This is a genomic window from Rhizobium sp. WYCCWR10014 (assembly GCF_001657485.1).
In the GTDB taxonomy this organism is placed as follows: Bacteria; Pseudomonadota; Alphaproteobacteria; order Rhizobiales; family Rhizobiaceae; genus Rhizobium.
The window spans coordinates 31,581-44,279 of sequence record NZ_LXFU01000019.1 but is presented as its reverse complement, the minus strand read 5'-3'; the positions used below and the strand labels follow the sequence as shown (position 1 = coordinate 44,279).

Annotated in this window: 19 protein-coding genes; 8 read left to right on the top strand and 11 right to left on the bottom strand. The window is 60.1% G+C overall.

The features are described from left to right. Positions 1-106: 106 nt before the first annotated feature. The 4 genes from A6U98_RS37960 to A6U98_RS01290 form a co-directional block, all read right to left on the bottom strand. Positions 107-238, bottom strand: a complete 132-nt coding sequence (locus tag A6U98_RS37960; RefSeq protein WP_280950171.1) for a hypothetical protein — start codon at positions 236-238, stop codon at positions 107-109. Between the two features lie 94 nt (positions 239-332). Further along, the gene (locus tag A6U98_RS01300) at positions 333-1,418 is read right to left on the bottom strand and encodes a putative zinc-binding metallopeptidase (RefSeq protein WP_064647359.1); all 1,086 of its coding nucleotides are present in this window, start codon (positions 1,416-1,418) and stop codon (positions 333-335) included. A 95-nt stretch (positions 1,419-1,513) separates the two neighbouring features. Next, a complete protein-coding gene (locus tag A6U98_RS01295; protein WP_003546001.1) occupies positions 1,514-1,705 on the bottom strand; it encodes a CsbD family protein in 192 nt (63 codons plus the stop codon). 114 nt (positions 1,706-1,819) lie between these two features. Further along, on the bottom strand, positions 1,820-2,425 hold the full coding sequence (locus A6U98_RS01290) for a YqgE/AlgH family protein (RefSeq protein ID WP_017959273.1): 606 nt from the start codon (positions 2,423-2,425) through the stop codon (positions 1,820-1,822). Positions 2,426-2,566: 141 nt separating this feature from the next. On the opposite strand from A6U98_RS01290, the gene A6U98_RS01285 reads away from it, so the two are divergent. After that, a complete protein-coding gene (locus A6U98_RS01285; protein WP_064647357.1) occupies positions 2,567-3,418 on the top strand; it encodes a protein-disulfide reductase DsbD domain-containing protein in 852 nt (283 codons plus the stop codon). Positions 3,419-3,512: 94 nt separating this feature from the next. Beyond that, complete coding sequence (locus A6U98_RS01280; protein WP_011650769.1) at positions 3,513-3,998, top strand: peroxiredoxin; 486 nt, start codon at positions 3,513-3,515, stop codon at positions 3,996-3,998. Between the two features lie 77 nt (positions 3,999-4,075). Here A6U98_RS01280 and A6U98_RS01275 read toward each other — a convergent pair whose 3' ends face one another. Beyond that, a complete protein-coding gene (locus A6U98_RS01275; protein ID WP_245304473.1) occupies positions 4,076-4,492 on the bottom strand; it encodes a hypothetical protein in 417 nt (138 codons plus the stop codon). A 146-nt stretch (positions 4,493-4,638) separates the two neighbouring features. Here A6U98_RS01275 and A6U98_RS37955 point away from each other — a divergent pair, with 146 nt between their 5' ends. The 5 genes from A6U98_RS37955 to A6U98_RS01255 all read left to right on the top strand — a co-directional run bounded on the left by A6U98_RS37955 (position 4,639) and on the right by A6U98_RS01255 (position 7,931). Beyond that, on the top strand, positions 4,639-4,767 hold the full coding sequence (locus tag A6U98_RS37955) for a hypothetical protein (protein WP_280950170.1): 129 nt from the start codon (positions 4,639-4,641) through the stop codon (positions 4,765-4,767). Continuing rightward, positions 4,764-5,513 carry a metal ABC transporter ATP-binding protein gene (locus A6U98_RS01270; RefSeq protein WP_064647355.1) on the top strand — a complete coding sequence of 250 codons (750 nt, stop codon included), beginning with the start codon at positions 4,764-4,766 and terminating at the stop codon, positions 5,511-5,513. The genes A6U98_RS37955 and A6U98_RS01270 overlap by 4 nt, the downstream gene beginning before the upstream one ends. Further along, positions 5,510-6,382 carry a metal ABC transporter permease gene (locus A6U98_RS01265; protein WP_064647353.1) on the top strand — a complete coding sequence of 291 codons (873 nt, stop codon included), beginning with the start codon at positions 5,510-5,512 and terminating at the stop codon, positions 6,380-6,382. The genes A6U98_RS01270 and A6U98_RS01265 overlap by 4 nt, the downstream gene beginning before the upstream one ends. 16 nt (positions 6,383-6,398) lie before the next feature. After that, positions 6,399-7,298: a metal ABC transporter substrate-binding protein gene (locus A6U98_RS01260; RefSeq protein WP_064647351.1), complete on the top strand. Its 900-nt coding sequence runs from the start codon at positions 6,399-6,401 to the stop codon at positions 7,296-7,298. Positions 7,299-7,445: 147 nt separating this feature from the next. Next, positions 7,446-7,931: a hypothetical protein gene (locus tag A6U98_RS01255; protein ID WP_064647349.1), complete on the top strand. Its 486-nt coding sequence runs from the start codon at positions 7,446-7,448 to the stop codon at positions 7,929-7,931. A gap of 68 nt (positions 7,932-7,999) precedes the next feature. Here A6U98_RS01255 and A6U98_RS01250 read toward each other — a convergent pair whose 3' ends face one another. The 3 genes from A6U98_RS01250 to A6U98_RS01240 form a co-directional block, all read right to left on the bottom strand. Next, the gene (locus tag A6U98_RS01250; protein ID WP_027685705.1) at positions 8,000-8,308 is read right to left on the bottom strand and encodes a Dabb family protein; all 309 of its coding nucleotides are present in this window, start codon (positions 8,306-8,308) and stop codon (positions 8,000-8,002) included. A gap of 136 nt (positions 8,309-8,444) precedes the next feature. Continuing rightward, complete coding sequence (locus A6U98_RS01245; RefSeq protein WP_064647347.1) at positions 8,445-8,870, bottom strand: hypothetical protein; 426 nt, start codon at positions 8,868-8,870, stop codon at positions 8,445-8,447. A gap of 142 nt (positions 8,871-9,012) precedes the next feature. Then, a complete protein-coding gene (locus A6U98_RS01240; protein WP_064647345.1) occupies positions 9,013-9,501 on the bottom strand; it encodes a RidA family protein in 489 nt (162 codons plus the stop codon). A gap of 191 nt (positions 9,502-9,692) precedes the next feature. On the opposite strand from A6U98_RS01240, the gene A6U98_RS01235 reads away from it, so the two are divergent. Then, positions 9,693-10,391, top strand: a complete 699-nt coding sequence (locus tag A6U98_RS01235; protein WP_064647343.1) for a TetR/AcrR family transcriptional regulator C-terminal domain-containing protein — start codon at positions 9,693-9,695, stop codon at positions 10,389-10,391. Between the two features lie 75 nt (positions 10,392-10,466). Here A6U98_RS01235 and A6U98_RS01230 read toward each other — a convergent pair whose 3' ends face one another. From A6U98_RS01230 to A6U98_RS01220, 3 genes are all read right to left on the bottom strand, one after another. Continuing rightward, positions 10,467-10,817: a DUF2200 domain-containing protein gene (locus tag A6U98_RS01230; RefSeq protein ID WP_064647341.1), complete on the bottom strand. Its 351-nt coding sequence runs from the start codon at positions 10,815-10,817 to the stop codon at positions 10,467-10,469. 355 nt (positions 10,818-11,172) lie between these two features. After that, complete coding sequence (locus A6U98_RS01225; RefSeq protein ID WP_064647339.1) at positions 11,173-12,183, bottom strand: DUF3095 family protein; 1,011 nt, start codon at positions 12,181-12,183, stop codon at positions 11,173-11,175. Positions 12,184-12,287: 104 nt separating this feature from the next. Further along, the gene (locus A6U98_RS01220) at positions 12,288-12,683 is read right to left on the bottom strand and encodes an Ohr family peroxiredoxin (RefSeq protein ID WP_064647337.1); all 396 of its coding nucleotides are present in this window, start codon (positions 12,681-12,683) and stop codon (positions 12,288-12,290) included. Positions 12,684-12,699 lie beyond the last annotated feature (16 nt).

Sequence of the window (12,699 nt, the reverse complement as noted above, 5' to 3'; positions counted from 1 at the left end):
GCTTGCAACAAATCGCTCATAAGCACGGTGAATCATCGACGATCATCACCGTCAAGACTAAGTTAGCGCCTATGGGGCTTGACCCGAGGATCCACGCTGGTGTCCATCAGCATCGGGCATAGATCCTCGGCTCAAGGCCGAGGATGACGGAGATTGGGGTGGTGTTCTCGCCAAACTCTCCGCCGCTGTAACGCTTGCCTCTCCGCTCGGGTTTCGCAGAGCCGACGATGAGCAGCATTGCCTCTCCTCTTGCTCCCTCATCCTGTGACGAGCACAGGAATGAGGGTGGAGATATTGTGACGCCTCACCACGATAGCGATGGCTTCCAGTATTCAAGCCGCCTGCTGCTGCGGCGCCGTTGCCGCACCCTGGATCAGCCGGTGCAGATATTCGAGCTTTGCCACAACAGGCGAGGAGAGCACGAAGGGATAGGAGTCGGGCTGGCCCATGCTGCGCTGGATGGCGTTGATCGCCAGGCTGAGCGGCACCCAGGCGCTGACCAGCTGTTCGGCGCTTCTTGCCCTGTAAGGGATGAAATCCACCTCGCCTGATATTTCCTCATGGCCGCGCGGATCGATGGCGATGCCGAAGGCGCGCGCGGTTTCGAGCGTATCGACGATATGGAGGTAATGCGCGAAGCATTCGGCGAAATCCTCCCAGGGGTGCGACGCCGCATAGGCGCTGATGAAATTGTCCTGCCATCCCAAGGGCGCGCCGCCGGCATAATGGGTCTGCAGGGCTGCCGTATAATCCTGCCGTTCGTCGCCGAAGACCGTGCGGAAATCGGCAAGGCCGCCTCGATCGCGCACCAGCTTGTTCCAGATGAAATGGCCGGCCTCGTGGCGGAAATGGCCAAGCAGCGTGCGATAGGGTTCGTTCATCGAGCTGCGCGCCTGTTCGCGCGTCGCATCGTCGGCCTCTGCGGCGCGGATGGTAATCAGGCCTTCCTCGTGGCCGGTCATGGCCGGCACGATGTAACCGTTGCTCTCTATCGAATCCTCGAGGAAATCGAAGACCAGGCCGCCCTGCGGATCTTGCTCCCGATCGGGATGCGGCAGTTTCCAGCGCAACAGCGAATAAAACAGATGACGTTGCGCCTGGCTGATGCGCCGCCAGCGATCGATGCCGTCCTGGGTATCGGTGTTCGGAACCAGCCGGTTATGGCGGCAGGCAACGCAGAATTCGCTCTCGCCATCATCGTCCACCAGCCAGTTGCAGATATCGAGGCTGGCATTGGCGCAGAAGCGGACGTCGCGATCGGGATTGGAAACGAGCTGCCAGAGCGTTTCGTCGCGCGGTTCCAGCGCATGCATGGCGAGATCGCCGGGAAGGAAGCCGAGGCGATGGTTGCAGCGCACGCATCGACGGTTGTCGAAGTGGACGACCTGATCGCAATTGTCGCAGGCAAAAAGTTTCATCGTGTCTATCTCTGCAAAGCATGAGGGTGGGGGATTGAAAATGCCTGCCGCGCGAGGGGCGCAGCAGGCATGGTTTTAAAAGGATGCGCTTATGCTTAGAGCCGATCGACGGCGCCCTTGAGCTTATCCTTGACCTTGCCGGTTGCGACCTGTCCCTTGCCCTTGGCTTCCTGGACGGCGCCCTTGGCCTGCATTTCGCGATCGTCGGTCGCCTTGCCGACGGCCTGCTTGGTCTTGCCGGCAATTTCGTTTGCCTTACCGGAAATCTTGTCGCTGGTGCTACCCATAAGTGATGTCTCCTTGGTCGGCATGGGCCTTTTGTCCATGCTTGCCGAAATGAAACGTCACTCTTGGCTATTCGTTCCCGCTGCCGTCAGGTCAGCTAGCGTCAGGCCAGCCTTTCAGGCATGGCCGGCCTCGGCCGAAAGCATGGCGGCGGTCACGCCCATGCCGGCGAGCGCCCGCTCGTATTTGTCATCGAGGCTACGGTCGAAGATCAATTCCTCGTTGGCCGGGCAGGTGAGCCAGCCATTGTTGACGACCTCGCTTTCGAGCTGGCCGGCCGACCAGGAGGAATAGCCGAGCAGCATCGTCGCCCGCGTCGGCCCATCGCCCTTGGAGATGGCGCGGACGATATCGAGCGTCGCCGTCAGGCAGATGTCGTCGCTGACGGGAATGCTGGAGTCGCTGGAATAGTCGTCCGAATGCAGCACGAAACCGCGGCCGCTTTCCACCGGGCCGCCGGTCTGGATCGGGAAATCGCGCGCCCGCTTCGGCAGCACGATCGAATCTTCCTGCTTGATCATGTCGAGATGCAGCAGCACATCGGTGAAGGTCAGGCTCTGAGGACGGTTGATGACGAAGCCCATGGCGCCGGCATCCGAATGCGCGCAGATGTAAATCACGGTGCGCGCAAAATTGCGGTCTTCCATGCCCGGCATGGCGATGAGGAACTGGCCATCGAAGAAGCCACGTTCCCGTCTGTTCTTCAGCGTCAATAAGGACATCGTTCCTCCTGCTGCTAGACCGCACCAAGGCCTCGACAAAAGAAACATGGGCCAATGTCACACATCAATCAACTGAAAATGAAGATTTAAATCGCCGCGACTTCTGGCGGCTAAACAGCACATTCGGTAAACCTTTGTTCCATGATGATTATTTCCTCAGGCCCGCGCAGGCTTTTAGTCGCGGTTGTGTCGATGGCCGCAGCCCTTGTGCCGTTTTATTCCGCCCATGCGGAAATGAGCGCCTGGGCGGACAACGAGGGCGGCCGCATGCGCCTCGTGGCGCTCGCGCCCGATGCCGGCGGCAAAATCCGCGCCGCCCTGCAGATCGAGCCGAAACCCGGCTGGATCACCTATTGGAAAGAGCCCGGCGGCAATGGCATTCCGCCGCAGATCACCATTGCGGCGGGCAGTGGCGTCACGCTCGATGCCATCGCCTATCCCGTTCCGAAGCATTTTTTCAACGGCGCGATCGAGGATATCGCCTATGACGCAGCAGTGATGCTGCCGCTGTCGCTGACGGCGGCCGGCAAAGGCCCGGTTACGATCGACGCCTCAGCCTTCATCGGCATCTGCAAGGATATCTGCATTCCCTTCCAGGCGAATTTGCAGCTGAAGCTTGGCCCCGCCATCCAGTCGCACCCGCAGGAGGAGGCGATCCTTCAGGCTGCCGATGCGAGGCTGCCGAAACCGCCATCGCCAGATTTCGACGTGACGGCGCATGCGATGTCGCCCGATAGGAAGACGCTGTCGCTGACGCTCGCTTTGCCGAGCGGGGGGCCGGGCGAGGGCAGGGCCGCGCCCGATATCATCGTCACCGGCCCGAGCGGCTATGCCTTCACCAAGCAGATCGGCGGCAAACGCGACGGCGCCACCTTCAAAGTCGATGTATCAATCGGCAAGCTGCCAAAGGATTACGACATATCCGGCAAGCGCTGGGGCGTGCTGGTCATCGACGGCGAAAGGGCGATGGAGACCACACTTGCCTTTCAATGATGGGCTCCTATAGTCGCCTCGATCCCCTGCTGCGCCCGCCGCCAAGCAGAACCCCAAAGCCGGAAACCCCCAAGCCAGAACCAAGGAGAAGACCATGACCATCGCGATCGGCGACAAGCTTCCTGCCGCCACCTTCAAGGAAAAGACGGCTGACGGCCCGGTCGAAATCACCACCGATCAGCTCTTCGCCGGCAAGCGCGTCGTGCTCTTTGCCGTGCCGGGCGCCTTCACGCCCACCTGCTCGCTGAACCACCTGCCGGGTTATCTCGAAAACCGCGACACCATCCTTGGCAAGGGCGTCGACGACATCGCCGTCGTCGCCGTCAACGACTGGCACGTGATGGGCGCCTGGGCGCAATCCTCCGGCGGCATGGGCAAGATCCACTTCCTCGCCGATTGGGACGCCGGCTTCACCAAGGCCGTCGGCCTCGACGCCGACCTCTCCGCCGGCGGCCTCGGCCTCCGCTCCAAGCGTTATTCGATGCTGGTGGAAGACGGCGTGGTGAAGGCCCTCAACGTCGAGGAAAGCCCCGGCCAGGCAACGGTCTCGGGTGCTGCCGCGATGCTGGAACAGCTCTGAGCTTCGAACAACAATTGCCCCTCCCCAGCCCCTACCCACAAGGGGGAGGGGCTTAAGGTGCGGCTTCGTCGTCTACCTCATTGAACGTCGAGTGTGCGGTTGGCCGGGTGCCCGGAAACCCAATGAAGTTGGTTCAAGAAGGTCCTGAGCCTGTCAACAGCTCGTTCCGGCGGTTCCGTCCGCGTCCATTGCCTGCGGTCCACGGCCGTGTCGATATAGCGAAACTCTATCAGGCCCGATGACTGTGCTGAAATCCGCAGATAGGCCACTGAATAGGGTTTATGCTCGGTTTGTTGGACGCATAGATCAGCCATTGATGTCCATCCGAACAGCGCATCCCGAAGCGAACTTTGAGCGATGAAATCAGCAAGTTGCTCAATGCCCTGCAAGGCCGACGAGAATTTTTCGTCTTCCGAACGTCCTCGCGCGTTGCGAATATGGTCAACAAGTAGGGGCCATGGCCTGATCATGCGTAAAGTCTGGCTCAGCAGCATATGGTTGTCAAATGGACGCACGCGATCGCCCCATGTCGAATGCTGCCCGTATTTAGCTTAGCAATGTAACTGGCATTAGCTTCCGCCTCAATCTCGCCGCAATCGTTATAACATAACCGTAATGTTATTACATTGTAGGATGCGCCATGTCCCCGAGCCCCGATCGCCCCTCCGTCAGCCTGCTGGGACAGTCGGCTTTTTCAAGGGTGATCGGGATGGCGCTGGTCATTGCCGTGCTCTGGCTGGCGATCCACTGGGCGGTTCTGTTGCCATGACGCCGCTGATCCGTCTGGAGAATTTGACCGTCGCCTATAACAGGCACCCTGCCGTCCATCATGTCTCCGGCGCCTTCGCTTCCGGCAGCCTGACGGCGATCGCCGGGCCGAACGGGGCGGGCAAGTCGACGCTGCTGAAGGCGATCATGGGCGAGCTTCGCCCCGCCGAAGGCAGGGTCGAGCACCGGCTGGGGCGGGCGGAGTTTGGTTACCTTCCGCAGGCGGCCGAGATCGACCGCCGCTTTCCGATCTCGGTCATTGACACCGTCATGCTCGGCGCCTGGAAGAAGACGGGAGCCTTCGGCCGCATCGCGCCGGGCGAGGTGAAAAGGGCAGGCGAGGCACTCTCGGCCGTCGGCCTCGAAGGCTTTGGCCGGCGCCATGTCGGGTCGCTGTCGGCCGGCCAGTTCCAGCGCGTGCTCTTTGCCCGCCTGCTGCTGCAGGATGCCGGCATCATCCTGCTCGACGAGCCGTTTACGGCAATCGATGCCCGCACGACCCGGGACCTCATCGATATCGTCACCCGCTGGCACGGCGAGGGCCGCACGGTGATCGCCGTGCTGCACGATTTCGAGCTCGTCCGCGCCCATTTCCCGCAAACCCTGCTGCTTGCCCGCGAGCTGGTCGGCTGGGGTGCGACCGCAGACGTCATGTCCTCCGTCAATCTCCTGAAGGCGCGCGCCATGGCCGAGCGCTGGGACGAGGATGCAAATGCCTGCGCACCCGAAGAGGCGCCGGCGGCATGACGGCTTACGATCTCTTCCTCGCGCCCTTTGCCGATTACGGTTTCATGCGCCGCGCGCTCGTCGCCTGCCTCTGCCTCGGGCTCGGCTCCGGCCCGATCGGGGTCTTCCTGATGCTGCGGCGCATGAGCCTGATGGGCGACGCGATGAGCCATGCCGTGCTGCCGGGTGCTGCCATCGGTTACCTCGTCGCCGGCTCCTTGTCGCTGACGGCGATGGGCCTCGGCGGGCTGATCGCCGGCCTGTCGGTGGCGCTGCTTTCCGGCGCCGTCAGCCGGATGACCGTGCTGCAGGAGGATGCAAGCTTTGCCAGCTTCTATCTCGCATCGCTGGCGCTCGGCGTGTTGATCGTTTCGCTGCGCGGCTCGAATATCGATCTCCTGCATGTGCTCTTCGGCACCATCCTGGCGATCGATGCTCCCGCCCTTTATCTGATCGGCGCGATCACCTCGTTGACGCTCGTCATCCTCGCCTTCATCTACCGGCCTTTGGTGGCCGAATGCTTCGATCCGGGTTTTCTGCGCGCCGTCGGTGGGCGCGGGCCGATCTATCACGTGCTCTTCCTGCTGCTCGTGGTGCTGAACCTCGTCGCCAGCTTCCAGGCGCTCGGCACGCTGATGGCGGTCGGCCTGATGATGCTGCCGGCAGCCGTCGCCCAGCTCTGGTCGCGCAGTCTGCCTGTCATGATGGCGATATCAGCCGTCAGTGCCGCCGCATCCGGCTATCTCGGCCTGATCGCCTCCTACCATCTCGAACTCGCCTCCGGCCCGACGATCATCATGACGGCGGCGATCCTCTACGGCCTTTCTATTCTTTTCGCGCCCTCCGGCCTGGCCCGGCGCTTCTTTCCCCGCCCGCATTTGAAGGGCTGATCCCAAGGAGACTTCGATGACACCGCACAGACTGCTTCTCTCCGCAGCAATCCCCGCTTTGATGGCGCTGTCGGCCATGCCCGCCTCCGCCGAGACGCTGAAGGTAGTGGCATCCTTCACCGTGCTTGCCGATGTTGTGAAACAGGTCGGCGGCGAGCACGTCAAGGTGACGAGCCTCGTCGGGCCGAACGGCGACCCCCATGAATTCGAACCGTCGCCGGGCGACGCGAAGAATTTGAACGCCGCTCAAGTCACCTTCGTCAGCGGCGAGGGGCTGGAAGGCTGGATGGACCGGCTGATCACCGCCTCGGGTTATAAGGGCAAGCCGGTCACCGTTTCCGAAGGCATCAACACCCGCACCATGGAGGAGGACGGCGAAAAAATCACCGATCCGCATGTCTGGAACAGCCCCCTGAACGTCAAGATCTGGGTCGCCAATATCGAAAAGGCGCTGTCATCGGCCGATCCCACGGACGCCGCCACCTTCAAGGCCAATGCCGAGAAGTACACCAGGACGCTGGATGAATTGAACGCCTACGCCCATGCGAAATTCGACAAGGTGGCCGACGATCGCCGCAAGGTGCTGACCAGCCACGATGCCTTCGGCTATTTCGGCCGCGAATATAATGTCAGCTTCCTGGCGCCGCTCGGTCTGTCCACCGAAAGCGAGGCCTCGGCCGCCGACGTCGCCAAGCTGATCGAGCAGATCAAGGGCGAGCATGTGAAGGCCTATTTCTTCGAAAATTCCAACGATCCACGGCTCGTCAAGCAGGTCGCCAAGGCAACCGGTGCCGAGCCCGGCGGCGAGCTCTATGTCGAATCGCTGTCCGACGCCAAGGGGCCGGCGCCGACCTATGAAAAGATGTTCAAATACAATGTCGACCAGCTCGCCGCCGCCATGGCGAAATCAAGCTGAGGAAATCGAGGGCTGCGGGTTCGGCGCGCAGCCCTTAAAGCAATCTCATCAAAAGTCTGCAGCGTTCGCTGACAATGGGCCTGGGCCTTGTTGACGCAGGCGGCAACACAGGATTGTATCCGGTATCTGCGCTGGAGCTAGACGAGGATGCACGTCATTAGGATTGTCGGTTTTTTGGCTACGATGGCGTCGATTGCTTACGGGCCGTTGGCCAACGCTGGCTCCTTGGACGAAGACGTTTTCAGGAACATCCCAGTTGGCAAGGCCGCGAAGTTTTCGAGTCTATCGTCCTTTGATGCTCAGGCGGTTTGCTTGCTCCAGCCCTACCAGGATCGATTGTCTTCCAAAGATGCGTTGGCCGCCAGGGTGAACAAATATCTCACCGCGGACAACTATGTGCCAGACGAAGGGCATTTTGCATTTGTGCTAATCGGGAAGGAGGCAATCGAGATTGCAGCGTTCAATCGTTCTCAAAAGCTCGATGTCTTAGCCCAGCATAACGTTTCGTCATCGGTCGAGGCGATGTTGCCAAAGGGTTTTGCTCTGCGTGACTGCGCAAGCGGTCAATTTGCAGCTTTCATCAAGATCGGGTTTCGAGGGAGAACCTACGTCGTGCTTGGCGAGACACGCTAGGCTTAAACGAAAAAACACGCTTTAAAACAAAAGCTTAGAGCGGTTTATGCTTCCCGAAAGGATCGCCCTCACAAATTAAGGTCGAAGACCAGGATGCCGGCAAGGCCTCCATCCGTCGACGAGGCAATGCGCTCGCCCACGGTCACGTGCTCGGGATGGATGAGATAGGCATCGCGGGCCTCAGCGCTTTCAAAGGTCACGGCAAACCCGTCGACGAAGCCGCCATGCAAGCCCTCGGGCGAAACATTCGGCCCGTATTTAATATCCAATATGCCGGGAATGAGCTGTTTCAGGGCGACGATCGCCGCAAACAGCGACTGTTTGTCTTCGGTCGTCACCGCGGTCTTCAGCCGCAGGAATACGCAGTGCAGGATCATCAGTGGGCCTCCCGATTTCTTTGGCCGATTTTCTTTGGCCCGATTTTCTTTTGGGTGGAGAATAGCGGCGAAAGCCGGGAGAGCAACGAGATTTATTTTCACGCAGGCGTTGCGCCGCAAGCCGTGAGCCGGCAGATTACATCTGGTCGGTCTTGGCCATGGGCCGCTTGTAGATCTTCTGGACGAGATCGCTCGCCAGCGCGCGGGATTCGTCTTTCTCAGCCGCCGTCATCGGCCGGCAGGTGTTCCTGGTGTTTGAACTGTCGAGCACTGTCGTAGAACCGGAATTGGCGATGACGAGATGCCAGCTGCAGGAGGCGACCTTGTCGATGGCGACGGCACCATGGCAACCGGTGGACAGGCAGAAGGCAATGGTCCTCTGCGCCCCGTGGTCGCCTTTATAGGCCAGCGTGACGGCTTTCTTGATATCCGTGACCCATCGCTCGCATTGCGCCTGTTTTACCCCCGGCTGGCAGCTCTTGGTAACGGGAGTGACGTCGCCGGCCTGAAGCGGCGAGACGCAAAAAACACCCATCGAGAGGGCGAGCAGAAACTTGAGCATGGGATTTTCCTTGTGCAAGCGATGAGAGGCGCACATCGCAGGTCGTTGGTCAATGGCCATCGATAAAAACCAACGTGGCGCGCCCGACTGACCTTGGCGCGCCACCGGGAAAATCCGAAATTGTGCAGACCCGTCGCCGCCGCTATTCCAGAATGACGACGGCTTCGACCTCGAAGAGCATGGGGTCGATGGCAAGCTTGGGAACGGGAATCAGCGTCTGCGCCGGCAATGATTCGCCGAACATGTCCTTGACGTTGCTGGTCAGCACCTCGAGCTTGGACATGTCGTGATCGACCACGAAGACCGTCAGCTTGGCGACCTGATCCGGCTTTGCGCCGAGCGCATCGAGGGCGGTGCGCAAATTCGCATAGGCCTGCTTCACCTGGACGGCGAAATCGGGCGACAAGGCCCCCGTGCTGTCCTGGCCGCCCTGTCCGGAGATGTAGGCCAACCGGCCTTGACGCGGCACGATCACCGCCGTGCTGTAGCCATTCGGTGAGGGGTCGTAGAGGTTTTTCGGATTGACGATATCAAGCTTGAGACCGTCCTCATTGGCTGTCGCCACAGTGGGTACGCTGATGGTCATGATGATGAGTCCTCCGATAATGAGATGCTTGATGGTGCGTGACATGATGTTCTCTTGGCTTCTCAGGGCTGCGAGCGGCGGATCCTCGCGGCCTGCAGGATGGAACCTGAACGCCGTATGATTGACTCGTACGGCGTACGATTAAATTGCATCGTACGCCGTACGAGTCAATCGGTCAGCATCGACATTCCCAGCATTGTCGGCTTAGATCGACCTCTGATCGATAAGGAAGACGAATGGCAGCCAAACGCAGCGGTGCTGAGAGCAAAGGGTCTGGGCGGAGAGGTGCGTCACCTCAGTCCGGGCAGGAGCCGCGCAATGAACCGCCTCTCTCGCTAGAACGGATTGTGGCGACTGCGGTAGACCTGCTGGACGCCGAGGGCGTCGATGGATTGAAGATGCGCCGGCTGGCCGATCGCCTCGGCGCGGGCGCGATGAGCCTCTATTGGCATGTCGGCAATAAAGAGGAGGTCTTCGATCTGGCGCTGGATTCGGTGCTCGAATATCGCGGCCCGTCTGAAGTCGATGCGCCCGGGGACTGGCGCGGGAACGTCGTGCATATGCTCGAAGACTGGCGCGCCAGCATGCTGCGCCATCCCTGGTCGGCCGCGTTGCTGCCGCGCCGGGCGCTCGGCCCGAACATCCTCAGCCGCCTGGAACTGCTGAGCAAGGCCTTGTCCAGGGCCGGTGTCACCGATGCGGATTTGAACGTCGCGATCTGGTCGCTCTGGAATTTTGTGATCGGCGCGACCATCACCCGGGCGAACTTCGACCTCTCGGACGACGACAGGGCCGCAGCGCAGCAGCGCCTGACAGGTCTCAGCCAGCACTACCCGACGATCGAACGCTCTCGTCTGCTGTTGGATAATGATTGGGACGGCGCTTTCAGGAAGGGCCTCGACTTCCTGCTTGACGGCCTCGCGCCGCGGCTGTGAACATTCTTCACGCCTGGACGAGACCGCGCCCGATTCTGCACCAAGCCTCGGGCGAACTCACGCAAACCTGACTGGCTATTTCCGCAGGATTTTCTCCATCGCTTTCCCCTTGGCGAGTTCGTCGATCAATTTGTCCAGATAGCGGATTTCCCGCATCGTCGTTTCCTGGATATCTTCAACGCGGACGCCGCAGATCACGCCCGTAATCGACGATCGGGATGGATTCATCCGAGGCGCTTGCGCAAAGAAATCCTCGAAACTGGTCTTCGCAGCCAACTGATCGTCCAGGCTCTGCTGGCTATGCCCCGTCAGCCAAAAGATGATTTCATCGACCTCTGCCTTCGTGCGCCCCTTCTTCTCTGCCTTGGCGATATAGTGGGGATAGACGCTCGCGACGCTGACTGAATAGATGCGATGCTTTGTCATCGAGTGCTCCTCAACGTTCCGGATATTTTCCGGCTTGAGATAGCTGACTTCAAGACCTCAACAAGTGGCGGATGATGGGCAAGCTACCGCGGGCGCGAAGTAGATCAGTGCAAACGCGGCATATCTACAGCGCCGCGCGTCTTCGTGATTGCACCAACAACGGACATCGGCTCGGCTTGGGTAGACGACCGCTACGGGGCCGACTGCCGACCGTCCGCTGTTAGCATACCCGACGAGAAAACGGACATTTGGGCACTCCGCGCCAAGGTTTGGGATTGGCCCAAAGCGGCCGCTAATCATTGCTCTGCAGGCAATAATTTTGGATGTAGGCTTGTCGGTTGAGCGCCTGCTGTGGTCACTGAGCCTCCAGCATTTCAGCAGCCTTTGTGTATCCGCCGCCCATCCCGTCGAGGAAATGAAGATGAGAGCCCTTGTTGCCGGAAGGTACCAGGCAAGTCATGAGCGCGTGGGATTGCCGGTGTAGCCCAAACCTGATGTCACCACGATTTCTGGCGCGGACAAGCAGAGCTTCGACCACTCCGATCTGTTCGGCCGTGCAATCCAGCGTCAAACGGAGAACGTCGTCGTATCTGCGATAGTCCGAATTCGCGACGACATCGGCCCATGCTGCGCCGCTGAGATAGTCTTCGACGTCTTTCGTGATGACGATGTCGTTAGGTACCGGGTGGGAATGTCGCTCTCCTGTGTCGAAAACCGCCACGATTTGCTTCGCAAGCTTCGCGAACATCGTGGACCTCGAATGGTCGCAGGGTTCCACGAGGAGGGAAAGTATTTCGCCGCTCCGGTTGGGGATCGGTGCCCATTCGCAAGTCAGGCCGTTCAGGTTCGCGGAGGTGTCCGTGACATTGTCGGCGATCCCATACTTTCCGGATTTGATCTGCCGATCAGCCCAGTTAAGTCCGCCGCCAGCAAACATCGAATAGATAGCAGTTTCGGATGCTGAGAATCGAGCAGTACGGACATCTTTACCCCCTGCACGGATTTCTCTCACCGAGACCAGGCCAGCCCGGAGATCAAGCTGGAAAACGTCGCGGACGTGTCCAACGGTCTGCCGGAGCGCCGCCGTCGCTGTTTCCAGTCTGTCGGGATGGAAGGCGAACGCAGCACCGTCGCCTCGAAACACGAATGGGAAATCGAAGCTGTTCCAGGCGTTCCCCAATGCCGCGATGGCCGATGCGCCCGCGTAATTGACGTCCTTGTAGCGTCCCGCATTCACCGCAGAAGTGGAGTTCACGACATCCGTAATCCCGACAAGCCATTCGTCAGGCAATGGCTGGTAGATCGTCGTGTCAAGCAGCTCGGCAAACTCATGATAGGCGTGACGTTTAGTGCTGAACCTGAACATTGCATTTCCTCCTGACATTTCGACGCCGCTGTTTGTGCGGATGGCTCGGCAGCTCGATGGTTGTTGGGTCTGCCTGATAACCGGACAGACCCAAAAGGTCGCGCTTAGATGAGATTGGTGACGACGTCGATATTGCCGTGCGTTGCCTTCGAATAGGGGCAAATGTCGTGGGCGGCGTCGAGCAGCTCGCGAGCAATCACCGGGTCGATGCCGGGGACGCTGACATTGAGGCGGGCACTGAGGAAGAAGTTGCCATCGTCGTTGTTCAGATCGATTTCAGCGTCGACTGATATCCCGGCAGGGAGCTTGATCTGTTTCCTGGAGGCCACCAGTTCGATGGCTCCCATGTAGCAGGCGGACCAGGCGGCTCCGAACAGGTTTTCGGCGGCCGGATGCGGCTGCTTCATCTTGATGTCGAGAAAGCCATCGGCGCTGCGAGCACCGCCATCGCGGCCATTGGTGTTGTGTGTCTTACCAGTGAAGAGAACCTTGGAGGTCATGGCGAAATTCCTTTTG